Source organism: Bordetella tumbae (assembly GCF_054780995.1).
Genome location: NZ_BAAGVG010000018.1, coordinates 630022 through 655542, shown reverse-complemented (window position 1 = coordinate 655542; position 25521 = coordinate 630022). Strand labels below are relative to the sequence as shown.

22 protein-coding genes are annotated in these 25521 nt (G+C 58.5%); 8 read left to right on the top strand and 14 right to left on the bottom strand.

Translation table 11 applies throughout. From position 1 onward, the window contains the following. Positions 1 to 75: 75 nt before the first annotated feature. The 3 genes from ACYVI2_RS17845 to ACYVI2_RS17835 form a co-directional block, all read right to left on the bottom strand. The gene (locus tag ACYVI2_RS17845; RefSeq protein WP_415816011.1) at positions 76 to 1329 is read right to left on the bottom strand and encodes an MFS transporter; all 1254 of its coding nucleotides are present in this window, start codon (positions 1327 to 1329) and stop codon (positions 76 to 78) included. Positions 1330 to 1682: 353 nt separating this feature from the next. Continuing rightward, positions 1683 to 3191, bottom strand: coding sequence for a M81 family metallopeptidase (locus tag ACYVI2_RS17840; RefSeq protein ID WP_415816009.1), 1509 nt, complete (start codon positions 3189 to 3191; stop codon positions 1683 to 1685). Beyond that, a complete protein-coding gene (locus ACYVI2_RS17835; RefSeq protein WP_415816007.1) occupies positions 3188 to 4096 on the bottom strand; it encodes a polysaccharide deacetylase family protein in 909 nt (302 codons plus the stop codon). The genes ACYVI2_RS17840 and ACYVI2_RS17835 overlap by 4 nt, the downstream gene beginning before the upstream one ends. A gap of 317 nt (positions 4097 to 4413) precedes the next feature. Here ACYVI2_RS17835 and ACYVI2_RS17830 point away from each other — a divergent pair, with 317 nt between their 5' ends. From ACYVI2_RS17830 to ACYVI2_RS17820, 3 genes are all read left to right on the top strand, one after another. Then, entirely contained in the window at positions 4414 to 5037 is a 624-nt protein-coding gene (locus ACYVI2_RS17830; protein ID WP_415816005.1) for an NAD(P)H-dependent oxidoreductase, read from the top strand. Beyond that, on the top strand, positions 5034 to 5657 hold the full coding sequence (locus tag ACYVI2_RS17825; protein WP_415816003.1) for a TetR/AcrR family transcriptional regulator: 624 nt from the start codon (positions 5034 to 5036) through the stop codon (positions 5655 to 5657). The genes ACYVI2_RS17830 and ACYVI2_RS17825 overlap by 4 nt, the downstream gene beginning before the upstream one ends. A 69-nt stretch (positions 5658 to 5726) precedes the next feature. Continuing rightward, complete coding sequence (locus tag ACYVI2_RS17820) at positions 5727 to 6689, top strand: GlxA family transcriptional regulator (protein ID WP_415816001.1); 963 nt, start codon at positions 5727 to 5729, stop codon at positions 6687 to 6689. Positions 6690 to 6788: 99 nt separating this feature from the next. On the opposite strand, the gene ACYVI2_RS17815 is transcribed toward ACYVI2_RS17820, so the two are convergent. After that, positions 6789 to 7430 (bottom strand): HD domain-containing protein, encoded by a 642-nt coding sequence (locus ACYVI2_RS17815; RefSeq protein WP_415815999.1) that lies wholly within the window; start codon positions 7428 to 7430, stop codon positions 6789 to 6791. Positions 7431 to 7776: 346 nt separating this feature from the next. Between ACYVI2_RS17815 and ACYVI2_RS17810 the strand changes: the two genes are divergently transcribed. Next, on the top strand, positions 7777 to 8586 hold the full coding sequence (locus tag ACYVI2_RS17810; protein ID WP_415815997.1) for an enoyl-CoA hydratase/isomerase family protein: 810 nt from the start codon (positions 7777 to 7779) through the stop codon (positions 8584 to 8586). A gap of 155 nt (positions 8587 to 8741) precedes the next feature. Here ACYVI2_RS17810 and ACYVI2_RS17805 read toward each other — a convergent pair whose 3' ends face one another. Genes ACYVI2_RS17805 through ACYVI2_RS17765 form a run of 9 tightly spaced genes read right to left on the bottom strand, consistent with a single transcriptional unit; the run spans position 8742 to position 18135 of the window. After that, on the bottom strand, positions 8742 to 9731 hold the full coding sequence (locus tag ACYVI2_RS17805) for an NADPH:quinone oxidoreductase family protein (protein ID WP_415815995.1): 990 nt from the start codon (positions 9729 to 9731) through the stop codon (positions 8742 to 8744). Further along, entirely contained in the window at positions 9728 to 10861 is a 1134-nt protein-coding gene (locus tag ACYVI2_RS17800) for a CaiB/BaiF CoA transferase family protein (protein WP_460490328.1), read from the bottom strand. The genes ACYVI2_RS17805 and ACYVI2_RS17800 overlap by 4 nt, the downstream gene beginning before the upstream one ends. After that, positions 10858 to 11511, bottom strand: coding sequence for a 3-hydroxyacyl-CoA dehydrogenase family protein (locus tag ACYVI2_RS17795; protein ID WP_415815991.1), 654 nt, complete (start codon positions 11509 to 11511; stop codon positions 10858 to 10860). The genes ACYVI2_RS17800 and ACYVI2_RS17795 overlap by 4 nt, the downstream gene beginning before the upstream one ends. A gap of 4 nt (positions 11512 to 11515) precedes the next feature. After that, positions 11516 to 12391 (bottom strand): 3-hydroxyacyl-CoA dehydrogenase family protein, encoded by an 876-nt coding sequence (locus tag ACYVI2_RS17790; protein WP_415815989.1) that lies wholly within the window; start codon positions 12389 to 12391, stop codon positions 11516 to 11518. Beyond that, positions 12388 to 13563, bottom strand: a complete 1176-nt coding sequence (locus ACYVI2_RS17785) for an acyl-CoA dehydrogenase family protein (protein WP_415815987.1) — start codon at positions 13561 to 13563, stop codon at positions 12388 to 12390. Before ACYVI2_RS17785 ends, ACYVI2_RS17790 begins: the two co-directional genes overlap by 4 nt. A 45-nt stretch (positions 13564 to 13608) precedes the next feature. Beyond that, on the bottom strand, positions 13609 to 14355 hold the full coding sequence (locus ACYVI2_RS17780) for an SDR family NAD(P)-dependent oxidoreductase (RefSeq protein ID WP_415815985.1): 747 nt from the start codon (positions 14353 to 14355) through the stop codon (positions 13609 to 13611). Positions 14356 to 14358: 3 nt separating this feature from the next. After that, positions 14359 to 15129 carry an enoyl-CoA hydratase/isomerase family protein gene (locus tag ACYVI2_RS17775; RefSeq protein WP_415815983.1) on the bottom strand — a complete coding sequence of 257 codons (771 nt, stop codon included), beginning with the start codon at positions 15127 to 15129 and terminating at the stop codon, positions 14359 to 14361. Then, the gene (locus tag ACYVI2_RS17770) at positions 15126 to 16850 is read right to left on the bottom strand and encodes a class I adenylate-forming enzyme family protein (RefSeq protein ID WP_415815981.1); all 1725 of its coding nucleotides are present in this window, start codon (positions 16848 to 16850) and stop codon (positions 15126 to 15128) included. The genes ACYVI2_RS17775 and ACYVI2_RS17770 overlap by 4 nt, the downstream gene beginning before the upstream one ends. Positions 16851 to 16890: 40 nt before the next feature. Beyond that, the gene (locus tag ACYVI2_RS17765) at positions 16891 to 18135 is read right to left on the bottom strand and encodes a CaiB/BaiF CoA transferase family protein (protein WP_415815979.1); all 1245 of its coding nucleotides are present in this window, start codon (positions 18133 to 18135) and stop codon (positions 16891 to 16893) included. A 139-nt stretch (positions 18136 to 18274) separates the two neighbouring features. Here ACYVI2_RS17765 and ACYVI2_RS17760 point away from each other — a divergent pair, with 139 nt between their 5' ends. Continuing rightward, a complete protein-coding gene (locus ACYVI2_RS17760) occupies positions 18275 to 19978 on the top strand; it encodes a sigma-54 interaction domain-containing protein (RefSeq protein ID WP_415815977.1) in 1704 nt (567 codons plus the stop codon). Positions 19979 to 20063: 85 nt separating this feature from the next. On the opposite strand, the gene ACYVI2_RS17755 is transcribed toward ACYVI2_RS17760, so the two are convergent. Further along, entirely contained in the window at positions 20064 to 21191 is a 1128-nt protein-coding gene (locus ACYVI2_RS17755; protein WP_415815975.1) for an aminotransferase class V-fold PLP-dependent enzyme, read from the bottom strand. A 220-nt stretch (positions 21192 to 21411) separates the two neighbouring features. Here ACYVI2_RS17755 and ACYVI2_RS17750 point away from each other — a divergent pair, with 220 nt between their 5' ends. The 3 genes from ACYVI2_RS17750 (at position 21412) to ACYVI2_RS17740 (ending at position 25514) form a co-directional block, all read left to right on the top strand. Next, the gene (locus tag ACYVI2_RS17750) at positions 21412 to 21915 is read left to right on the top strand and encodes a sigma-70 family RNA polymerase sigma factor (RefSeq protein ID WP_415815973.1); all 504 of its coding nucleotides are present in this window, start codon (positions 21412 to 21414) and stop codon (positions 21913 to 21915) included. A 4-nt stretch (positions 21916 to 21919) separates the two neighbouring features. After that, on the top strand, positions 21920 to 22897 hold the full coding sequence (locus ACYVI2_RS17745; protein WP_415815971.1) for a FecR domain-containing protein: 978 nt from the start codon (positions 21920 to 21922) through the stop codon (positions 22895 to 22897). A 166-nt stretch (positions 22898 to 23063) separates the two neighbouring features. Next, positions 23064 to 25514, top strand: coding sequence for a TonB-dependent siderophore receptor (locus ACYVI2_RS17740; protein WP_415815969.1), 2451 nt, complete (start codon positions 23064 to 23066; stop codon positions 25512 to 25514). Positions 25515 to 25521 lie beyond the last annotated feature (7 nt).

Below are 25521 nucleotides of genomic sequence, written 5' to 3'. Positions count from 1 at the left end.
CCGATGGCAGTACGAATAGTAATAGATCTGCTGCTGCGTTCGACCTGCGCCGCACGGGCATGGTCCCGCCGGCGATTACTTCAATTTGGCAAAGGCAGTTTCTCGCGCAAACAGTGTGACTATGCCTGACAACAGCGCACCACCCATCAGGTAATACACCGGTGCAATCGGCGTCTCGAATTTTTGAATCAACCACACGGCTACGAATGGCGCGAAGCCCCCAAACAACGTCACCGAAACACCGTACCCGATGCTCATCCAGGTCGTCCGATTGCGAGTCGGGAACATCTCGACCAACGTCGTTGGCAATCCACCCGCGATAGCTGCGAGGATCACCGAGAATACACATTGCACCAACAGCAGGTCTTTCAGTGTTGCGGGCGTCAACGACACTAGATGGTTAAAAGCCGGGTAAGAAGCGAGCAATGCAAACACGCAGGAAAACATCAGGACGGTCTTGCGGCCTATCAGGTCAGATATCTGGCCAAACACTGGCGTCAGCACCGCCAGCAGCAATAGTCCCACGGTATTGGCCCACAATGCCTCGGATGCCGTCACCTGCAGATTCGACGTCACCCACGTAGGCATGTAGAACAACAGTATGTAGAAGCTGACATTGGACAGCACTGACATGCCGCATGCTTTGACCGCCAGCTTGAACCCCGCACCGTCCTGCAGCATGGGGATCGGACGCTCTTGCAACGCAGCCGCTTGCTCGAAAGCGGGCGTCTCGTCGATGGATCGGCGCATCCACAGTGCAAAGGGTCCGATGACGCAGCCGATGATAAAGGGCATGCGCCATCCCCACTGAAGCATTTCTTCGGGCGTTAACAGTGAATTGAGCACGGCGGCCACACCAGATCCCAGCAACAAGCCACCGACGACACCGACCATGTGCAGGCTGCCGTACAGGCCGCGGCGCCGTTCGGGCGCCCATTCGACGATGAAGCTGATCGCCCCGCTCCATTCACCACCAGCGGAGAACCCCTGCAGCAGACGCGCCAACACCAGCAATGCTGGCGCGATGATGCCCGCGCTTGCGTACGTAGGCAGTATTGCCAATAGCAGCGTTCCCGCTGCCATCATGTAGACGGTCAATAACAAGGCAGCCTTGCGGCCCCGGGTATCGCCAATTCGACCGATCACAATGCTGCCCAAAGGGCGGGCGACAAACCCAACTCCGAATACTGCAAACGACGCCAACAAGGCCGTCGCCGGATCGCTGGAGGGAAAGAAGTTCTTTGCAATCAAACCCGCAACGAATGCATAGACTGCGAAGTCGTACCACTCCAATACATTGCCCATCACCGGTGCCAGGATCGTACGCACGCTCGCTATGCTGGGCCTCGTAGTCGCGTTAGACGGCCCTGGGTGAGCGGCAGCGTTGACCGCGGGTATTTGTGTAGACATTTCGCCCTCGAAAGGTTGGTTAGGACCAGCGTTCTTGTTTCTTGTGAGGGCACAACCCATCTCCCGATTTGTGCTTCGTATCAGTCTGTGATGATGAGCTGCCCTGACCGTCATAGTGATCCAGTCGCCAAAACTACTTTGTCAAAATGGGACATACACTTGTCATATTGGGACAAGACATATTGGGGGAATCACTGATTCGGATGGGTACGATATCGGTATCGCAAGGGGTCAAGAACCTGGTCCATGGGACGAATGACTACGTCAATGCTTCAGGGGCGAACCCGTGTAGCAGGCGAAAGCTTTTTCCACGGCAGGTCGCCCGGATCGGCCGCCAGCATACCGGGCGCCAACGCATACAGGATATCGGTGTCAGGGGTTTCCACGACTGCTTCAAAATCGGCACGGAAATGCTGTGTGCTCTTGACGACAATGATCTTCATTTCCTCCGGATTGATACCCACCATCCGGAAAAGCTCGCGGTCCTGGGCTCCGATCCGGCCACTCGCCACGACAATCAACACGCCATCGATTTCCAGACAGGCGCTCGGACCGAGTCGGGTTTGAAAGCCCGTCATTTTGGGCCCCTTGAACGTCGTCACGCCATCTGACAAAGCAAGGACGCGGAAAGTCCCAAAAACAGGGGATTCACTCTGCCCTGTCGGTGTCTCGATCGATTCTCCGATCTGGATTTCCAAAGTCTGCCCGACTCCTGCACGGTGCGCGGCAGCAGCGGCCTCAGGATCATAAAGTACGGCTAGGGCCACCCGCTCTGGGAATACTTGGCCCGCCTTGGCATCCAGTAACGCGTGCAACATTCCTGTTGTCGAGCTGGTGCCTCCAATGCCGGGATTGTCTTGTGTATCTGCGATCACAACGGCGCGATGGGTCGAGGCGGCGCGCTCCAGGCCGGAGAGGACCGCCTCCCTTGCTTTCAGCGCCTTCAGTCGCCATTGCGTGGGTTCCGCGACCCGCTTTAGCAAGGTGGCAACGGCCTCCTCCGCACGATCGCCGTGAGACCACAATACAGGAGCGCATTCATCGAAATCCGAAGACGGGAATCCCATGCAGAAACTGGTCATCGTGCCCAAGCGTTCGTCTATCTCGTTCAACAACTCATAGGCGCCTTTTGCCGGATCGGACGCGGTGCCCTGAGAGTTAACCGGAATCAGATACGGCAGCCGTTCAACGCTGAGCGCCTCACGCCCGCCGTTATGCAAGTATCGTTCGAGTAAATCGGCGGCCCGCTCTCCGGTTTTGACGTAATCGATGTGCGGATAGGTACGAAACGCAACCAGGCCATCCGCCTGTTCAAGCATGGTTTTTGTGACGTTCGCATGCAGATCCAGACTGACCACAATAGGAACTGACGGCCCTACCACTCGACGGATACGTGTCAACAGCTCACCCTCGGCATCGTCAAACGATTGCGCCATCGCAGCACCATGCAGTTCGAGGTAAATTGCGTCGTACTCCAGGCGCTGCGCGTCGGCCACGATTGTTTCACAAATACGCGCGAATGCCTCGTCGGTAACATAGGAAGAAGGCACCGCCCCACACCACAGACTAGGCACCAGGGTCCAGCCACGCTGCTGCGCCTGACGCGCAAAGCCCGTCGCCGAAATCTCGACCCTCATCACCATATCCAGCATGGGCTGACCGTGAACGGGAGGGGGAAAACTCTCTCCGCGTTCGAACGCAGCCCAATCGGCCAGGTGCGCGGCAAAAGTGTTGGTTTCGTGCTTGAACCCCGCTACAAAGACTCGCAAAGGTAATGTCATTGTTCTTCCCCATGCGCCAATACATAGGCAACGATCTCGTCATGCCGCGCGAACCAGACTCCGCCCGGCAGCGTCTTGGCGTACTGTATTAACTCGTCCAGGATCCAAATCCGAGAGCGGTTGGTAATCACATGCGGATGCATGGTGAGTTCGAACAGACCGCCTTCCGTATAGGCAGCGTCCAATTCGCGCTTGAAGATGTCAAACACATCTGTCGGCGGCGTGTAGGGACGCAACCCCTGGAACCTGTGCATCAGGAAATAGACTGCGTCATCGCGCACCCAATCGAAGGGGATCTCGACTATGCCGGTGGCTTCGCCGTGCATCTCCAGCTCGTAGCAATCATCATCGGCCCCCAACGACGAATCGTACGAAATGCCCAGCTCACGCAGCAGATGCAACGTGTTTTCGGAGAAATCTGCCGAGGGCGAACGAAAACCCGTGGGCCGCTTGCCCGTCACCTTTTCCAACGTGTCGAGCGAACGCAGCATCAAATTCCGCTCATCGTCGATGCTGAGGTTGGAATTCAGCTCGTGAATCCAGCCATGGATGCCGATTTCATGTCCAGCAGTGATTACTTTTTTCTGCTCTTCGGGGTATAGCAAGGCTGTCACGGCTGGGACATAGAAACTGGCTGGGACCGCGTGTTTCTCCAGCAAATCCAAGATACGAGGGACACCAACTCGGTGGCCGTATTGGCCCCACGCAAGACGATTGATCGAACGGCCGCCGTCGCGCAGTTCGTTGGTCTCATGATCCGAGTCAAAGGCCAACGCGATAGCGAGTTGCGCACCGTTTTTCCATTTCTGCGGACGCAGCCGCCGCCCTGCTCTGACACGGCTGACTAAACGCCGCCATTCCTGTTCTGGCCATTGCCAGGGTTGGATCGTGCTTTTATCGTTCATAACGGACTCCTTTGAGCGTAGTGCAAAGTGTTGGCTCAGTTGCGAACACCAGTTGCGAACACTTTAGGAGCCCTGGTCAAAGTCGATTGACAAAACGGGACAGGCTTTTTTCAGATCAGGTCAAAACCCGATGAAATGCGATGTGCCCAGAACAACACGAAACGCCAGGCCTGCTACCAAGCAGAAACTAGCGGATGATCCCATGCTCTGTTCCCGTCAATACAACGATCAATTTCGCGCCCCATCAAATTAAAAACACAACTTACCATTAGTAGGTTACCATTGGTAGGTAAAACTTCCGATGGAGTAAACGAATCATGCATGCACTTATCGTCGTCGCACATCCTGACCCAACGTCGCTGACCCATGCAGTTGCCGCCCAGATAGCAGAGGGGATAGCCGCATCGGGCTCTCAGAACACGTTCGAAATCGCCGACCTGGCTGCAGAGAGTTTCGACCCGCGATTTACCCTGGCCGACGTGGCCCTGCATTTGAAGGAAGCGGAGCCATTGCCCGATGTCGCGGCAGAGCATGCGCGCATCGACCGCGCGGATGCCCTGGTATTGGTCTATCCGGTGTATTGGTGGTCTTTTCCTGGGTTGCTCAAAGGATGGATCGACCGGGTATTCACCCAGGGCTGGGCGTACGAGGAGGATGCAGACGGCAAGCTCATCAAGAAACTGCATCGCCTGCCAATACATCTGATCGGATTGGGTGGCGCCAGCCAGCGCACATATGTCCGGCATGGTTACTCCGATGCGATGAAGACGCAAATCGACCACGGAATCTTCGGCTATTGTGGCGCGCGTGTTGCGACGTCGGAGTTGCTGCTTGCGTCGGATGCCGGATTTCCCGACGCGCACCTCGATACGGCACGAGAAATCGGTAGCGGGATTTTTGCTTCCCATGCTGCTACACAGGCAGAGGCAATCGAAGCATGAAAAATCGTCCACAGGTAGTCTCCTCACGCGCGGCCGCGGCCGCTTCGCCTCGCCGCCTATCCAAGGAAGAGCGGCTGCGCCAACTGCTGGATGTGTCTTGGAAACTGATCAGCGATGAAGGCACAGACGCGTTAACACTGGGACGGCTTGCCGCAGAAGCTGGCGTCACCAAGCCCGTGGCCTATGATCATTTCGGCACGCGCAATGGACTGCTGGCAGCGCTCTATGAGGATTACGATATTCGCCAGACCGCGCTGATTGATGCGGCGATTGCCGCGAGCAAGCCAAGCTTGAACGAAAAGGCGCGCGTCATCGCATCCAGCTACGTCAACTGCGTGCTGACCCAGGGGCGCGAGATCCCAGAACTGCTCGCAGCGCTCAGCGGCTCTGCGGAACTGGCTGCGGTCAAGCGCCAGTACCAGTTGGCCTTCATCGAAAAGTGCAAGCAGATCCTTGCACCTTTTGCTGGCGCACAGGGCGTGTCGCAGACAAGCCTGTGGGCAATGCTGGGGGCTGCGGATGCGCTTTCGCAGGCGACCGTTGTCGGTGATATCAGCGAACAGCAAGCACAGGACGAGTTGGCAGAAACCATCCGGGCGATGGTCAAGCGTAGTAAGTAAGCGCGGTACGTAAGGGCATCCCGGAAAAGCTGTGCGGCCTAAAAAAATATTCAACGCAAGGAGCGCAAGATGAAGAACAGATCGGTCGCTATCGTCATTCACGAGGGCGTACAGGCGTTGGATGTTGCAGGCCCGGTCGACACATTCCATGAGGCCAATGGCCATTTGAAGGAAGGGGACCGGTATGAAACAGTCCTCGTGGCGCCGAGGCGAGCTCCGCTTCATGCGTCCAATCGAATGAGGTTGATCGCGGATATGACGTTTAGCGAAACCTCGCGACCGTTCGATATCGTGCTCGTCGCCGGCGGACCTGCATTACCAGACGCGACGCCGGATCTTCAGCTCAACGAGTGGCTGCAATGGGCGGCAAGCCATGCCGATCTCTATGGCTCTATCTGCACCGGCGCCTTTACCTTGGGCCACGCAGGACTGCTCGAACAACGTCGCGTCACGACACACTGGCAGAACGCAGCGAAATTGGCAACCATGTTCCCCCGAGCCAACGTCGAAGCTGATGCCATCTACATTCGCGATGGCCGCCTGATCACATCCGCTGGTGTCACGGCCGGGATAGACATGACACTTGCGCTCGTCCGCGAACTCCACGGACGCGACATTGCACTGGCAGTGGCCAAGCGGCTGGTCGTGGTAGCACAGCGCCAGGGCGGTCAATCGCAATTCAGTCCCTACCTGACTGCAGTTCAGGACCCCGACTCGCCCGTGGCACGGATACAGGCGTTGATCACGGCGGACATTGAAAAACGGCACACCCTGGCGTCGCTGGCGGTTGAAGTATCGATGAGCCCCCGTAATCTCACTCGGCACTTCATACAGGAAACCGGCGTTACGCCACACGAATTCGTACAACGCATACGTGTCGACGCTGCGCGCACAATGCTGGAAGCAAGCGATAGTCCCCTGAAGTCAGTCGCCTACGCCTGCGGTTTCGGCGCTGCGGATCGCATGCGCATTGTTTTCCAGGAACGGCTAGGCGTGACGCCTGCGCAGTATCGCGCCAGCTTCAGACAATGAGTGGAGCCTGCGTCGAACGCGTCATGGAGAAAGCAGGTCCGCCGCGCGCCCTGATTCTCGGTATACACGCGGCGTTCCAGAAGCACCTAGCCTATTAGGTCAACTTGGCCAGGCTGAGCCTCGAATGATTGAGCAGAAATTCATCCTCTGGTAGCCCGGGTCCTTGAGCTCGAGCACGTCAGCTTTTACGTTGCCGAATGTCGTCAGCGGCTTATGACGTATGCCGTCCGCGAAATGATCAATGATGTTTTCTTTAAAGTTCAGTCCGCGTGGATGGCACTTGCATACGTGCTCACGCTGGCCATGAGTGAAATCGTTATAAGCAATGCCCAGCACATCCATTTCTACCCCAGCCGTTACCAGCGCAACGGTGGGTCGCATATGCTCGGGGATCCCTGGTGTCGTATGTAATGCGATCGCCGTCCAAACGTCTTCGATGTCGCGTTCGGCAACGCCATAGCCCCGCATGAATTCGCGAGCGGCGTTCGCACCATCAACCTCAAAGCGCAAGTCGCGACTGGAGTATGTTTTTGTCAGCCCCATATCGTGAAACATGGCGCCTAGATACAGCAGCTCTGGGTCAAAGTCCAGGCCACGACGCTCTCCAGTCAGTGCCGCCCAACAGAACACTCGGCGACTGTGGTGATAGAGCAGATCGTCCTCCGTGTCACGAACGAGTTGAGTGGCAGCGCGTGCGATGGCACTGTCTGGAATGTGGATACCGGCGATGGTTTCAGCCACGAATGAATGCTCCGAGTGAGTTAGTAGCCTGACGACAGATGTTCATTTCATCACTCGGCCTTGTGCTCCACAACGAACACGTCACAGCGAAATTGGACAAACTTGCGTCGTTTTATGCCATGTGCCCAAAATAAAGACACTCTGAGGACACATCGCGCCTCTCCCTGGTCTTGTCGATTACATATTTCGCCCCGCGGCCCGGTCACTCCCCGGCATCCACCTAGGGAAATCCCTCACAAAAGCAAGCCTCCCATACCTGGCACGCCTTTTGCATATGTATCTTTAACAGTTGAATTCGGGTGCCCCACAACGCCCGCCTCTCTCAATCAGAAGGAAGACACAAGACATGACTGACCGCTACGCACGCTACGAACGCCTCGCCTTTGATCGTCCCGGCCCCAAGGTGCTACGCATCACCATGCGCTCGCCGCTGACGATGGGTGCCATGGATGCCCAGATGCACCGCGAGGTGTCGGAGATCTGGCGCGATGTAGACGCCGACGACAGCGTGAATGTGGTGATCTTCACAGGCGACGGCAAGACGTTCTCCGCCGGTGGTGACCTGAAGCATGAACGCAAGGTATGCGACGACTATGCGCTGCGCATGCGGGCGATGAAGGAATCGCGTGATCTGGTGACCAATATGCTGGATTGCCGCAAGCCTATCGTAACGGCGGCGCGCGGCTGGGCGGTGGGCGCCGGTCTGGCGACGCTGCTGCTGGCGGATGTGTCGATTGCGGCGAAAGACGCCAAGTTCTCTGACGGCCATCTGAAGATCGGCGTAGCCGCAGGCGATCACGCTGCGATCATCTGGCCCCTGCTCTGCGGGATGGCCAAGGCGAAGTACTACCTGCTCACGGCGGATACGATTACCGGTGAAGAGGCCGAGCGCATGAATCTGGTGTCGCTGGCCTTGCCGGACGAGGAAGTAGAAGCACGCGCGCTGGAGATCGCCAACCGCCTGGCGCAAGGCGCTCCGGCCGCACAGCGATGGACGAAGATGATGCTGAATCATTGGATCAAACAGGCCATGCCGATTTTCGATGCGTCGCTCGCATTTGAATTCACAGGCTTCGCCGGGCCGGAAGGCAAGGAAGGCATTGACGCGTTCCTTGAAAAGCGCAGCCCCAGCTTCAATCCCGACTGCCCGTTCTGATACGTAGTAGACGCGCCATGAAAATCGCCGGCTCACGAGGCCGGCGTTTTTTTCTGGGCAATATATCTGTGTTCGTCACATAAAAATTTCAGCGCTCGCGAGGCAATGCAGATCCTCGCTGCCCGCCACAGCCCGCTCGCTCAACCTTCTATCGATCAAGAAAGTCGCAACACGTACTTGCCCTTTGCTTTGCCATTCGCAAGCACACGTAGCGGCTCGGCGAAACGTGCCAAAGGCAGCACTTCGACGATGTGTGGACGCAAGGCGCCTTTGGCATGCAGCTCGTACAACACTCGTTGCACCTCGCGTACTTTTTCCGGTTGACGATCGCGATAGTCGCTCCACTGCAACCCGGAAACGGCGATGTTCTTGACCAGCAGATAGTTCACTTTAAGTGTCGGGATACGGCCCGCAGCAAAACCAATACACACCAACCGCCCACACCATGCCACCGCACGAATGGCAGCGTCGAAAATTTCATCACCCAAGGGATCGAGCACGACATCAACACCGTGTCCGCCGGTGCAGGCAAATACCTGCTCTCGCAGTGATTCGCGCAGGTCTGGTGCCGACAGATCAATGATGTGATCGGCACCCAGGGCGCGTGCAGCCTCGGCCTGCTCTGCGCCCGCCACGCCGGCCAAGGCCGTTCCGCCCAGCGCCTTCACGAGTTGAATTGCCGCACCGCCCACGCCGCCCGCGGCGCCATTGACCAGGACGATCTCGCCCTTTTTGAACTGTCCGCGTTCCACCAACGCAAAGTAGGCCGTTTGATACACCAGTCCCATGCCTGCGGCATCTGCATCGGAAATACTATCGGGCAAGGGATAGCAGGACGCGGCGGCCGCGAGCGTACGTTCGGCAAAGGCGCCAAACTCGACCTGCGCCACGACACGGTCGCCCACTTTCAGGCCCTGTACGCCCGGCCCGGCCGCAGCGATCGTGCCTGCAGCGTCCTTGCCAGGCACAAACGGGCGTGCGGGCAGATTCTGGTATTTGCCAGTCATCACCAGCAGATCTGGGTAGTTGACCCCGGCATGGGTAACGGCGATCACAACCTCTCCCTCGCCAGGTACGGGTTCAGAAAAGTCCTCAACGCTGAGGTTCTCGGGCTCAGCAAATTCATGAATAACGACCGCTTTCATTTGGCGCTGTCTCCTGTGGCGACATCGAATAATTGTTGTGTATGTTGGCCTAGCGCTGGCGCCGCGACGCGGCGCTCGTCTGATCTGAACGCTGCGCACACCGGCACGGGCAGCGCGGGCATGAACACGCCACTGCTGTTCAATACCTCGCGCTCGAACAGGCCGCGTGCCTTGAAATGCGGGTCCTGTAGCGCCTGCTCCAGGTTGACGACTTCAGAAACGCAGACGTCATGCCCGTCAAACCGCTGCATCCATTCGTCCGCCGATCTCGACGCGATGATACGTGACACCTCTGCAAAAGCACGTTCGTCGTCTTTCTCGTCAGCCAGTTGAGGGGCTTCGATGAGTGACAAAAAGGTAGCCCAGAATTTGTCCTCGAGCGGTGCTGCCGACAAGAATCTGCCATCGGCCGTTTTGTAGATGGCATAACGCGGCGAGCCCCCGCTGACGAGCTCCTTGCCTGCGCGTGGCCATTTCCCTTGGCTCCAACCGTTGCCCAAGCCCCAGTACATCAGTGTGAACAGGTTATCCGTCATGGAAACATCGAGATGCTGCCCCTTGCCGTCCAGATCACGCTGGCGCAGGGCGAGCAAAATGTTGATGACCGCAGGATACGTTCCGCCCGCCAGATCGCCCGTCAATGTGGGCGGCACGATGGGCACGCCGCCCGCGTCTCCAGACAGGCCCAACATGCCGGTTTCAGCCTGAAAATTCAGGTCGTGGGCGGCTCTGAGCGCTTTGGGGCCATGCTGCCCGTAGGTGGTAATAGAGCAGTAAATCAGCCGAGGATTGATTTGCGACAGGGTTTCGTAGTCCAGCCCTAGACGCTTCATGACGCCCGGCCTGAATTGCTCCACCACGACGTCTATATCGCGCACCAGCTCCAGCAGCTGCGCGCGATCCGCCTCGGCCTTTAGGTTCAAGCAAGCCGAACGCTTACCGCGATTGAGCAATACGAAATTGACGCTATCGTCGCCAAAACGCGGCTCGTAGCTGCGCATCTCGTCGCCGGCGTCGCGCTCCACTTTGATCACGTCCGCCCCCGCTTCAGCGAGGATCAACGTACACATCGGTCCGGGCAGCAAGGTGCTCAGGTCCAGCACCTTTATCCCTTTCAGGGGTTGCGTCATGGCGCATCCTTGTTGTGGCGTGCCCATGCGACCTGGGCGCGGCGTGCGGGTGCGTAGGGTTCCTGACCCAGCGCCTCGTACAGCGCTTGTGTGACGCGATAGTGATGGTGCAGACCACTGCGCTTGAGCAATGAGATCGGGCCCTCTGGGTAGCCCAGCCCCAGACATAGTGTCTTGTCCATGTCCGACGCGCTGGCTAACCCGTCGTCCAGACGGCGCAAGGCAGCGTTGTAGTACGGCCGCACCAGGCGATTGAGAATGCGGCCGGGAAAGTCGTTGCACACGGCCACTTTCAGGCCCGCAGCCTCGAACGCTTGCTTGGCAGCGTTTACGGCAGCCTCGTCTGTGTAGGGCTTCTTCACCAACTCGATCAGATTGGTGGGCGCGTCGTCGCCCAATCTAAAGCGGGCAAAGCCCACGACATTGGCTGGGCCCTCGTCTTCACCGGTGTGCACGCCAAGGCATTCCATATCGAGCTCGATGGCGACGAAAGCTTTGCTTGCGGCCCCTTCGACACCTTCGCTCCATCCCTTGCCTGCGCCGTCACCGATCAACACGACACCGTCGCCCTGGCTGGCAGCGGCTTCAATAAACGCATGGGCATCAGGAAAAGAAAGGCTCTCGCCACGCTTGATAATTTGATAGCTCATGTTCTCAAGCTCCGAAAATCTTGTTGCTGTCATAGGTGTGGAAACCGGCGCCGGACTTTCTGCCGAGTTTCCCAGCACCGATCATGCGTTTGACCAGGGGCGGGCAAGCCGCGCGAGGCTCATTGGTGAGCCCGTGCATGGCGTCTGACAAGAGCTTCTGCGTGTCCATACCGACCATGTCCAGCAATTCCAGCGGACCGAGCGGATAGCCAAGTGCCGTTTTCACGGCGAGATCAATGTCCGCCGGCGTGGCCACACCTTGGTCCACCATGTTGATGACATCGTTGTGCCAGGGGATGAGGAAATAGTTGAGGATGAATCCCGGGGTGTCGCGTGTCTTGACAGGCTTTTGCCCTAGCGCTTCGCAAAAAGCCCAGGCCTTGGCAAAGGTCTCATCCGACGTGGACAGCCCCGGCGACATCTCGACGAGCTTCATCAGTTGCGCGGGCAAGCAGAAATGCATGCCCACCACGCGATCCGCGCGACCGCTGCCACCGGCGATCTCAGTGATCGAGATGGTTGACGTATTGGAGGCAAACAGCGTGTGAGGCGGGCAGATGTCGTTAAGCTGAGAAAACAGCGCGTGTTTGACTTTCAGGTCTTCGAACACGGCCTCGATAATCACATCGCACTCGGCCAGATCCTCGGCTCGCGTGGTGCCTTTCCACTGCGCCATGATGGCCTCGTCCTGCCCCGCTGCCAGTTTGCCGCGGGCGACAGACTTCGCCAGAAATGCAGCGGTCTGCTTGCGAGCATTGTCCAGGGCATCCTGGCGCGCATCGAGCACGATGGTCCTGAATCCCGCTCGTACAGCCACGATGGCGATGCCCGTTCCCATGGTGCCACTGCCGACGACACCGACCGTCTTTATCTCGCTCATTTTCCTTCCTTTTTCAAAAAGCTGCGGCCGATGAGTTGTCGATGGATCTGGTTCGTGCCTTCCCAGATCTGCGTGATCTTCGCGTCGCGCATCAGGCGTTCAGCGCGAAAATCCTGGCAATAGCCATAGCCGCCATGCAGTTGCACCGCGTCGGTGGTGATGCGCATGGCGAGATCGGTCGCCCTGAGTTTGAGGATGGACGCCTCTATGCCCATGTCGTCCACGCCCTGATCCACCAGCCCGCCAACGTGCCAGAGCCAGCTTTCGCACAGTGCCAGTTCCGCTGCGAGATCGGCCACCATGAACTGAATCCCCTGGAATTCGAGAATACGTTTTCCCGATTGCTTGCGGTCATTGATATAGGCAGTGGCGTCCTCGAATGCTGCGCGTGCAATGCCGAGTGCATGCGCCGCCACGCTGGGGCGCGACTTGTTCAGCGAGCCAAGCAGCACGCTCAGTCCCTTGCCGACGGGCGCGAGAATATTGCCGCGCGGAATGCGGCAGCCTTCGAACGACAACGAAGCCGTACCAGAGGCGCGCGTACCCATCTTATGTTCGGTGCCAGTGACCGTCAGTCCCGGCGTATCTTTTTCAATCACGACGGCGCCAATGGCTTCCTTGGCGTTCTCCGCGCCCGCCCATTTGCCGAACACGACATACACGTCCGCCACATCACCGTTGCTGATGAAGATCTTCTGTCCGTCCACGACGATGTCGTCGCCGTCTTCGCGGAACTGCGTCTTCATGCCCGTTGCGTCCGAGCCTGCTGATGGCTCGGTGATCACCAGAGATGCCAGCGCGCCCTCGGCCATACGCGGCAGAATTCGAGACTTGAGCTCCTCCGATCCATACTGGATCACCGGCTTGATCGCGTGAAAATTGGTGGCCCAGATAATGCCGGTGGAGGCGCAGGCTTTGGATATCTCGCGTACGCAGGCCAGGTAACACCGGTACGACAAGGGCATTCCACCATAGGCTTCGGGGATGAACATGGCGTTCAGACCCAGCGCATTGATGGCCTTGATGTTCTCCCAGGGAAACTCGCTTTTCTCGTCATAGGCCGCGGCGCGCGGTGCGAATTCGTTCTTGGCCAACTCACGGACGGAATCGAGCAGCATGCCCTCTTCTTCCGAGAACGCCAGCGCCTGGTCCAGGCGTTCCAGTACGTTCATGCTTTCTCCTTGATCATTTCACTGTTCATGCGTGGTCGCGCGGCTTCAGACCGACACGCTCTGTGCGCCATCGATGTAAATCGTTTCCCCGCTGAGAAAGCCCATGCCTTCCTGGAACAGCGACGCCACCAGTACGGCTACGTCTCGCGCTTCGCCGGGCTGTTTGCGGGGAATGCGCTTGTCCAGATAGGCGCGCAAGGGGCCGGCTTCCATGGCCTCGCGATTCAGGTCCGTCATGATGTAGCCCGGGGCCACATCGATCACCTGGATGCCGTCCTTGGCCCACTCGACCGCCAGGCAGCGCGTAATCGCGCCCACTGCCGCCTTCGACGCGCAATAGGACACGTTGCGCTTTACGCCCAGCTTGTCATAGAAAGACCCAATGTTGACGATCACGCCACCACCTTGGTTCTTCAGCAGCGGATGCACGAGTTGGCACGCCTGCAGCAGGGATACCGCGTTGATGTCCATCAGCTTGCGAAACTCATCCATCGGCAGGTCGATAGTGGGTGCCTCGGTATGCAGGCCGGCATTGTTCACCAGCCCCCTGACAGGTACGCCCAGCTTGCTATGCAACGCCGCCATGGCGTCTTTCATCGCTTCGCCATCGGTCACATCGCAGGCCACTGCATGCCAGCGTGCAGCGACATCGTCAGGTACGTCTGCGACATGTGGCTTGTCACCCGAGCGTGACAGGCATCCCACCTCGTAGCCACGGCGGGCCAGCTCGTAAGCGATCATCGCCCCGATACCGCGACTCGCACCCGTTACGTAAATCAGTCCGGAGTCCATGCTTCAGCAGTCCTTGAAATTGGCGGGCCGTTTTTCCACAAAGGCGCGCAGGCCCTCAGCCGCATCATCGCTGCGGTACGCGAGCGTCGACAGATCGCGTTCGATGCGCAGGCCGTCTTCGAGACCAGTGCGTCCACCTCGCAGCACCGCTTCGCGCGCGAAAAACAGCGCGCAGAGACTGTGCTTCAGATACGGCTCCAGATACCGCTTGCCGATCTCCAACGGGCTGCCCTCGTTGTCGATACGGTTGACCAGGCCAATGCGCTCGGCCTCTTCCGCCGCGACGGTTCGGCCGGACATGATCATGTCCAGCGCGCGTCCCTCGCCCACCAACCGCGGCAACCGCTGAGTGCCGCCGTATCCAGGAATCAGGCCCAATTTGACCTCGGGCAATCCGACTTTCGCACGCTCTGTCGCGACCCGGAAGGTGCACGCGAGAGCGAGCTCGAGGCCGCCACCAAAGGCATAGCCGTGAATCACCGCGATGGACGGAATCTTCAACGCAGCAATCTGGTTGAACACGGCTTGCCCTTTGGCAGCCCCCTCTAGCTCTTGCATCAAGGGCCGGTTCATCAACTCGGGGATGTCTGCGCCGGCGCAAAACGCTTTTTCACCGGCACCGGTGAAAATCAATGCTCGCGCATCTGATTCGGCGACCCGAGTCAACGCGTTACCCAGTTCCGACAAGATCTCGAAACTCAATGCATTGAGAACTTCAGGGCGATTGAGCGAGATATGCGCAAACTCGCCGTCATACTCCAGCTTCACGCTCATAGCGATACCCCTTCCTTGATAGCATTTTTGACGTCATGGGATGTAGATGCTGCTTTCCAGCGTACCGGTTCAGGCACGAGACGGCCGTCTTTCAACCACTCGATCAGCTCTCGCTTGAGGATCTTGCCGCTGGGGGTGAGCGGGAACGCCTCCATCGCCAAGAAATACTCGGGCATGTCGTACTTGGACAGCCCTGCGTCATGCAGGTGTTGCAGGACTTCGTTAGCAGCGAGCGAAACGCCGGACGCAAAAATCACTGCCAGACAGACTTTTTCTCCCAAGCGATCATCGGGCACTGGAAAAGCCGCAGATTTGACGATGCCCGCATGCCGATGCGCCAGATCTTCGATCTGTGACGGATAGATGTTGTGGCCGCCGCGAATGATCAGATCTTTCTTGCGGCCCATCACATGCAGGCAGCCGTTTTCATCCAGCATGCCCAGATCCCCACTCAGGAACCAGCCCGAGGAATTAAAGGATTTCTCGGTCGCATCCTGGTTGTCGTAATAGCCCAGCGTCAACACGCCGCCTTTGCCGCCAATCTCGCCCGTCTCGCCCGGCGCAACTTCAACGTCCGAGTTTTCTGGACTAAAGATTCTGATTTCATAGCCTTTGCAAGCACGCCCGCATGTCGACACGATCGTATTGCTGTCATCTGTAGGCAGCGTGTACTGATGCGAGCCGTTTTCCGTCATCCCATACACGTTCTGTGGTTTGACGCCCAGATCCAAAAAGCGTTGCGCCACCTCGCGTGGAATGGGAGCCCCCGCCATATAGAACACCGTGACGTTGCCCAGCTGGCTCAGGCCACGCTCGCGCAGTGCGCTCAGCATATCCATGGCGTGCGTGGGCACGCCCATGACATACGTGGCGCCGGTTTCCAGCGCCCAATCCAGCGTCGAGCGGCTGGCGGCCGGGTTGTACAACACCAGTTCAATGCCCGCGACCAAAGATTGCTCCAGCGCCACCGTACCGATGTGATGGCTCATGGGGCTGAGCGCGAGCAGAATCGTCGACGCATCGTGCCTCCAGTCCGCGACCAACGCGCGCCCGTTGGCGAGCAGCGTGTTGTCGCTGTGCATCACACCCTTGGGTTCGCCGGTGGTGCCCGAGGTGAACGCCAGGTATACCACTTTGTCCGGATCGAGCACCGGTGCGCTGCTGATTCCGATGCTGCTGACATGATCAGGAAACGACAACGCTCCCTCGGGCAGCCAACCGCTCGCGGGCTCGGAGCCTTGCGGAGCCAAGGCATACAGTTGCTTCAGCGTCGCAATGCCCGCGGACTCCTTGAAGATCGAATAGCGATCCGAGTCGGCGCCGTAACCCGGCTGCGCGAACAATGCCTTGCAGCGGATGCGCGTGAGCAATTTGACGATTTCGGCGTTGGTGTAATTTTGATGCAAAGACGGACAACATACATAGCCGTTGCGCGAACATGCCAGGAAAATCAGCACCGCCTCGATGCGGTTAGGCAACCAGATCGCCACGCGGTCGCCACGCCGCAGGCCACCCTGATATAAGTGCTCGGCGATGATGTCTACATTAGCGAGGACCTCTCGCCACGTCAGGCGGCGGTACGGGTCGCGCACCGCGCAGGCGTTGGGCCGTACCCGGGCGTGCTCGCGCGTCAACGAATACAGTGTGTCCTGGTGCCACACACCGCTCAGGTAGTTTTCCCTGGCGGTCTGTGGATCATGCAACGTCAGTATGGTGTTCACAACACTCCTCCATGAATCTTTCTATGCACGAGCGGCGCGGTCACACCGCACCGGCTTCTCGTAATCGTTTGATGTCAGCGGACGTCAGCGCGAGCATGCCGCTCAGAATCGCTTCCGTGTCCTCACCCAATACCGGCGGTGCCTTACGATGTACTGCTGTCTTGCCATTGATGGCAATCCCGAGGCCAACCTGCGGCACCGGCCCGTTGGCAGCCTGGGCCTGATACAGGAATCGCTGCTGCAGCAGTTCCTCGTCGCGTGCCACGTCGTCCAACCCATTGATAGGGCCAGCAGGAATACGGTGCTCGCCCAGGATGTCTAGCCACTCGTCCCGGGTGCGGGTAATCAGGATTTCAGCGATCTTCGCAACGATCTCTTCGCGATGCAGGCGGCGATCGGCATTCGACTTATAACGGGGGTTTTCACCTATCTCTGGCTGTCCGACGGCCGACCAGAAACGACGCCAGATCGCATCATTGCCCAACCCTAGCGAAATCTGCCGGTCCGCTGTGTCAAACACCTGATAAATGGCAATGACGGAGTCCTTGCCGCCAGATCGCCTGGGCAGCTCGTCCGAACTCAAGTAAGACACCAGGCGCGGTGCCATGAAGCGCGTCATGCTCGCCTGCATCGACACATCGATTTGCGCGCCCTGCCCGGTGTTCTGGCGTGCGGCGTACGCGGCCATCACCGCCATGGCCACATCCTGTCCCGCCAGGAGATCGGCCGCGGGCGTGCCTACCTTTTGAGGATCATTCTGAGCCTCACCCGTCAGGTCCATGACGCCGGAGTATCCCTCGGCGATGAGGTCATAACAGGGCAGATGACTGCGCGCTCCCCGTAGGCCGAACCCGGTCAGGGACGCATGGATCAGGCGCGGAAATTTAGCCCCGAGGCGGGCATAATCGATGCCCAGCTTCTTCTGCACGGGCTCGGTCATGTTCAGTACCAGCACATCGGCCTTGGCCAATAGTTTTTCCAGTACGGCCAGGCCCTCGGGGCGGGTCAGATCCAGCATCACACTATGCTTGTTGCGATTCACGCTCAGGAACCAGGGCGACTCGCCATGCAGGAACGGCGGCCCCCACTGGCGCGCATCATCGCCCGCGCCCGATTTCTCTACCTTGATCACCGTGGCGCCGAAATCGGCCAGCAGCTGAGTGGCGTATGGTCCCGCGACCGACGTGCTCAGGTCGACCACGCACATCCCTCCCAACAGGTCGTGCCCCTCTTTGTCCACCATCGGCAACTCGGCAAACGGGGGTTCAAGCACTTCTTTTTGCATGTGTCAGCTACCTTGTCCTGGTTCTCCTTCCCATTTCAAGCACAATTCATGCCAAGTGTGTCTTCCCTCTACTGCCGCACCGGCCAGAGTGGTAAAGTGTCCAAAAATTGTCCACCATGTATCGAACAAGGACATGTAAATGGATGAAGGCAGACAAAATCAAAGTACACGCAAGGGCGTTCTGGTACTCGACTCCGAGGGTAGCGCCGTTTTCGCCTCCGGTACCGGGTTGGATAAACACATCCAGGAAAAACTCACTTCCCTGTGGAAGGATCGAGACCTGCGAGCGGTGTCGCCCATGTTCACCCTCGAAGGCACGAGCGAACCCATCACGGTCGTATCGTTCGTATCGGCGGGGACAGGCTGTTTTGTGCTGTATCGCCACGATAGCGGCGATGCGCTTTACGAGTTCGTCAGCAGTGTGGATTTTTCGGCCGATATCCTGCGCCATTTCGTGACCGACCCGTACGAGGCCATCACGGTCATCGACGACAAGGCTCGCATCCAATACATGAGCCCGGTGCACGAAAAATTCTTCGGCGTTCAGCGGGGGCAAAGCTGGGGTGCGGATGTCAATACCGTCATTGAAAACAGCCGTTTGCCCGCCGTGCTGCGCAGCGGCAAAACCGAAATCGGCCAAATTCAGCGCATGCGCGGGACCAGCCGGGTGGTCAGCCGCACACCTATCGTCAACCCCGAAGGCCGCATTGTCGGTGCCATCGGCCAGGTCATGTTCAAAAGCCCCGCCGCCGTCGAGGCCCTGGGCGAGGAAATCAGACGCCTGCGCCAGGAGATCAGTTTCTATGAACGTGAGTTACCGCGTCTGCGCGGCAATATACACGGCATGGATTCCATCGTCGGTGAGAGCGATGCCATCCGCAAACTGAAAGACCGCATCAAAAAAATCGCCGCCCTCGATGTGTCCGTGCTGCTGGTCGGTGAAAGCGGCGTAGGCAAAGACCTCGTCGCCCATGCCATCCATCAACTCAGTCCGCGCGGCAGCAAAGACATGGTGCTGGTCAACGCCGCAGCCATTCCGGGCAATCTGGTGGAGGCCGAACTATTCGGCTACGAAGGCGGCGCCTTTACCGGCGCAGAAAAGCGCGGCCGCACAGGAAAATTCGAAGAGTCCGATCACACCACCTTGTTCTTGGACGAGATCGGCGACATGCCGCTGGACATACAGGTCAAGGTGCTGCGCACGCTGCAAGACGGTACTTTTCAGCGCGTGGGCAGTAGCACGCAACGCCGGTCGGATTTTCGCCTGATATCGGCCAGCAACCGCGACTTTCAGCGCATGCTGGCCGATGGTGATTTTCGTCTCGATCTGTTCTACCGCATCAGTGCGGTCACTATCCGCGTACCGCCGCTACGCGAACGCCTTGAGGATGTGCCATTGCTGGCTCAGACCTTCCTCGAACGATTCATGCAACGCCACAATGTAAGGGGCAAGTATTTCGGACCGGGCGTCATCGCTTATCTGCAATCATTGCCGTGGCCCGGCAACGTGCGTCAACTGCAGCACACGGTCGAACGCTCTGCCATTTTTTCGGAGCAAAACGAAATCACCTGCTCGGACTGCGAAGTCCCTCTGGAAATGAACACGAGCGTCAGCCTCGATCCGTTGAATACCGCGCTGCAAGACATCGCGGCACCGTCTGACACCCTCCCGTTTGCTCCCAAGGAATCGGCCGATGTACGTCAGGCCAAGTCACGGGTCGAATTGGACCTGATCCGCGACGCATTGGAAAAATTCGACGGAAACAAAAAGAAGGCAGCAGAGTACCTGGGGATTTCGCGATCGCATCTGTACAAGAAGCTGGGCGACGTTCAAGTGAACTAAAACGAGCTAGTCGATCCTGCTGAAAAGTAGCATTCCAGCAGGATCGTCACACGCCCGCGACCGTCAACGCAGGGCTAATGCACCATCACGACATGGCATCCAACGCTCGCTTCAAATTCCCCACGGTACGGTCCAGATTGTGCAGCTTATCCAAGCCAAACAGCCCTAACCGAAAGGTCTTGAAATCGCTGGGCTCGTCGCACTGCAACGGCACGCCCGCAGCCGCCTGTATCCCTAGCGCGGCGAATTTTCGAGTCGAATGTATGCCGTCATCATCGGTATAACTCACGACCACGCCGGGCGCAGCAAAGCCGTCAGCCGCGACACTCTTAAAACCTTTTTCCCGCAACAACGCACGCACGGCATCGCCTAGCGCCTGTTGTTCCGCGCGTACTTTATCGACGCCATAGGCCTCGAGTTCCAACATCGCATCGCGCAAGACCGTCAATGAATCCGTAGGCAAGGTCGCATGGTAGGCATGTCCACCGCCTTCATATGCCTCCATGATTTGCAGCCATTTACGCAAATCCGCTGCAAAGCTGGTACTGACCGTATCGCCAATACGCTGACGCGCCGTCTCACTCAACATGACCAGACCGCAGCATGCCGATGCCGACCAGCCCTTCTGCGGAGCGCTGATCAGAATGTCAACGCCGACCGCCTTCATGTCGACCCATATGGTGCCCGCTGCAATACAGTCCAGCACAAAGAGCCCGCCCTCGGCATGTACGGCATCGGCCACTTTGCGCAAATAATCGTCGGGCAGGATGATGCCTGATGCTGTCTCGACGTGCGGAGCGAATACCAGGTCGGGTTTGTGCTGCTTGATGGCCGCCACGACTTCGTCCACTGGCGCGGGCGCGAAAGGTGCCTGTCTGCCATCACTCACGGGACGCGCCTTGAGCACGACCGATTCCGACGGGATGCTGCCCATGTCAAAAATCTGCGTCCAGCGATAGCTGAACCAACCATTGCGAATGACCAGGCAACGCTTGTTGGTCGCAAATTGACGGGCGACCGCCTCCATGCCAAAGGTGCCGCTGCCCGGCACAACAATAGCCGCCGAGGCGTTATAGGTTTGCTTCAATACCCTGGAAATGTCTTTCATCACGCCCTGGAAAGCGTTCGACATGTGATTGACGGCGCGATCGGTGTACACCACCGAGTATTCCAGCAAACCGTCCGGATCGACGTCGGGCAACAGACTGGGCATGTTTTCTCTCCTAAATGTTGTACTAGGGCCGACCCGACAGCAGTCAGGGCGACTGGCTTTCGATCGAGTGTATACCGACCTCGGCGTCGAGCGTTCGTTGCCATGCAGATACGGCAATCCGCCTCAGGGAGGCGACCTGCCTCGCATCCAGGAAAGCTCTTGCATCCTATTTTTATGAAAATGGTTATTATTAACATTTTCATCTACCGTTCACTGCACCATGTCCGCCGGACCCCTACCCGATATCCACGCTATCGAGGATTTGTACGCCAAGAATCATCTCTGGCTGCAAAAGTGGCTGCGCAGCAAACTGGGTTGCGTGCACCATGCAGCGGATTTGGCTCAGGACACGTTTGTCCGAGTCCTGAGCAAGAGCGAACCGGTAAACATCCGTGAACCGAGGCCGTATCTCGCGACCATCGCCAACGGATTGGTGTATGACTTTCGCCGGCGTCAGCTTTTGGAACAGCGCTATCTGGAGGCGTTGCAGCAATTGCCGGAACCGCTGCAACCGTCGCCGGAAACACGCGCACTGCAATTAGAGGCGCTGAACGCCCTGGACGCGTTACTTGACCAATTACCGGCGGCGGTGCGGCGGGCTTTTCTGCTGTCGCAGCTCAGTGGATGGACACACGCACGTATCGCCACCGAACTGGGCATCTCCGTCGCGACGGTGAAACGCCATATTGTGCGTGGGTTGACGCAATGCTGCCTGCTGCAGTGATGCGATGATGACCTCATCCCCTCACTCCACCCTGGACCCGCGCCTCGTACGCCAGGCATCCCAATGGTGGGTCGATCTGCAGTCCGATGGGGCTACAGCGTCATTGCGTCAGGCATGTCTAGAGTGGCGCAAAGCAAATCCGGAACACGAGCGCGCGTGGCAACGCGTGCAGGCAGTGACGGGACAGCTGCACGGCGTCCCTGAACCGCTGATTCAAGCAACGTTACTGACACCCCGGCGCACGAATCGACGCCAAGCCATCAAGACACTATTGCTGCTGGCAGGCGTCACCGGCGCGGGCATAGCCACAGTGCGTTTAGCGCCTTGGGTCGATTGGCGTGCCGACGAGTCCACGCGGATCGGTGAGTCTCGTCACGTGACACTGCCAGACGGGTCCAGGCTCGTATTGAATACTGGCACGGCCATCAACGTGCGATATGACGCAAATGAGCGCCGGGTGGTGCTGTTGCATGGCGAAATTCTGGTGACGACTGCCGCGGATGCCGCACCTCACGGCCGCGCCTTTCTGGTGGAAACTGCCCATGGGACATTACGTGCCCTGGGGACGCGTTTCCTGGTAAGGCAAGATGGCGACGATAGCGAACTGCAGGTGTATGAGGGTGCGGTAGAGGTTCGCGCCACGCGTAACGATTCCGTTGCGCAAGTCATACACGCTGGTTTTCGCGTGCGCTTTGACGACATGCGTATCACCCCTGCCGGCCCTGCGCAGGAAACCAGTGCCACCTGGACGCGCGGCATGCTGGTGGCCACGGAAATGCCCTTGCGCCAATTCCTGCAGGAATTATCCCGGTATCGGCGAGGCCATTTGGGTTGCGAAGACGAGATCGCGTCGCTCCCGGTCTCGGGAACATTTCCGCTCGCAGACACGGATCGGATCCTGCGCGCGCTGGAGTATGAGCTGCCGGTCGACGTGCGGCGCTACACGAATTACTGGGTCACGCTGCGGGCGCGTCCGTCGTGACGCTTTTTTTTGTCGCCGGGCCGCCCCCAGACAAAAACACCCCCTCGGGGGGCAGCAAGCCGAAGGCGCAGCGTGGGGGCTTTTTTTGAGTTACATGAGCTGTTTGCGTTTTTCGTCCGGCCTTACAGATAGAAGCCTCATTTTCTACCTGATTCAAGGACGTCGAATGACCCCAGGCAAGCTGAACAGATCGCTATTGCGCACACCCCGCACCATTGTCGGGCGGCACCTCGTCCGTCGCTCATACTGCGCGATGCTCACCGGGACCGTTCCCGGGCTTGCGGCGATGTGGCTGGCGGTCCCGGGATATGCTCAAGCCGCCGAGGCCGCCTACAACCTGCCGCCTGGTGAATTGGGACCGGCCCTCACGCGTTTCGGTAACGAGGCGGGGATTCTATTGACGTTCGATAGCGCGCTGGTCGCGGGCAAACAGACGGCAGGGTTACAAGGTCGCTATAGCGTGCCGCAGGCCTTGTCGGTGTTATTGGCGGGTACGCAATTGGAATCGGTTGCGCGCCCGGACGGCAGTTACTCGTTGCGCCAGCGCCCCACTACTGGGGGGGCAGCAGAACTGCCGGTCGTCACTGTCGTCGGCGCCAGCGGTGACCGTCCGGACTTGCCCGCACCCTATGCCGGCGGGCAGATAGCACGAGGCGCCGGGATGGGTGTGCTGGGTGATCGGGACATCATGGATATCCCGTTCTCCGTGAACAGCTATACCCTGCAAACGATCGAGGACCAACAAGCTCAGAGCGTAGCCGACATCGTCACCAACGACCCAGCCATTCTGAATGTCGATCCGACGAATGCCAGTTACGCCAACACATTCACGGTGCGCGGACTCTTGCTGGGTAACGGATCAGTCGGATTTAACGGCTTGTTTGGTTTGGCGCCGAATAACCAAACCACGCTGACAGGTATCGAACGCGTAGAAGTCATCAAGGGACCGACCGCGTTTCTGAACGGCATGTCGCCCAGCGGAACGGGCGGAGCGATTAATCTGGTGTCCAAGCGCGCCGGGGATACCCCGTTGACGTCATTCACGGCCAGCTATCTATCCGATTCGCAGTTCGGCGGCCATCTGGATATCGGCCGGCGTTTCGGGCCGGAAAATCGCGTCGGCATTCGCCTGAACGCCATGTATCGAGACGGTGATACCTCGGTCGATCAGCAATCGCAACGGCTCGGTACCTTTACTCTAGGCGTGGACTATCGCGGCGATCGGTTCCGTCTGTCGGCGGATGTGGGCTACCAGAATATGCACACTGACCGGGCAAACAGCACCATTGCGCCAGCCGTCGGACAGTCCATCCCGAATCCGCCATCAGCCGACAAGAGCTTTATGTCGCCATGGAATTTCGTCGATACCGAGGATCTCTACGGCATGCTGCGCGGCGAGTTCGACATCAATACACGAGTGACCGCATACGCCAGCGTCGGCCGCAGTAATACTGACTGGAAACAAGCCCTCGATTTCGGCACGCAATTGCAAGAGAACGGGGATTTTCTCAGTACCAGCCGCATGAATTTCACCGGCATCGAACGCACTGTCGGCGAAGCCGGACTGCGCGCACGGGTGGATACGGGGCCCGTGCGGCACGATATCAGCTTCAGCGTGAATGGCTACAAAGCGGATCGCACGAGTGCGGGGACAATGACGCTGGGCTCGATCAATTCCAACATCTATGATCCTGTTTTCCTGGACAAACCCGACATGGATCCCCCATCACGCAACCGCATCAGCAGAACGGTGCTATCAGGTTACGCGCTGTCCGACACGCTCTCGATTCTGGATGAACGCGCCCAATTGACGGTGGGCGTGCGCAAGCAAAGAATCATGGCGGACAACTACAACATCACGACCAACGAGCGCACGTCGCGCTATGACAAGACAGCGTACACGCCCATGGTTGGCTTGGTTGTCAAACCGACGGAAGACGTTTCGTTATACGCGAGCTACATCGAGGGCATGCAACAGGGTGCCGTCGTTGGCGCGAGCTATGCCAATGCCAACGAAGTGCTGGAACCGTACCTCTCAAAACAATACGAGGCTGGCGTCAAGGTCGATTGGGGAAATCTCAGTACAACACTGTCTGCGTTCCAGATCGAACAAGCGTCTGCCATTGCCGATCCCATCTCCAATACATTGACCGACGATGGCGAGCAACGCAATCGCGGCATAGAGCTCAACGTGGCAGGCGAGCCGTGGCATGGCCTGCGTGTGCTGGGGGGATACATGCTGCTGGACGCGAAACTCACCCACACTGCAGGCGGCGTCAATGATGGCAAAACAGCGCCCGGTACATCGCGCCATCACTTCACGTTAGGGGTGGAATGGGATACACCGTTTGTCACCGGACTGACCTTGACCTCGCGCGTGATGCATGCCAGCCGGCAATATGTTGATGCCGCCAATACCCAGTCCATCAAACCATGGACCACAGTGGATCTCGGCGCACGCTACGTGCTGGAGCATTCAGGAGGGTATCCGATCACGCTGAGAGCGAACGTGCGCAATGTGTTCAACAAAAGTTTCTGGACCACATACCCTGGAGCAGGGACGTTGAATGTGAGCGAGGGGCGCACATTGATGCTCTCAGCAACGATGAATTTTTAACGTTATC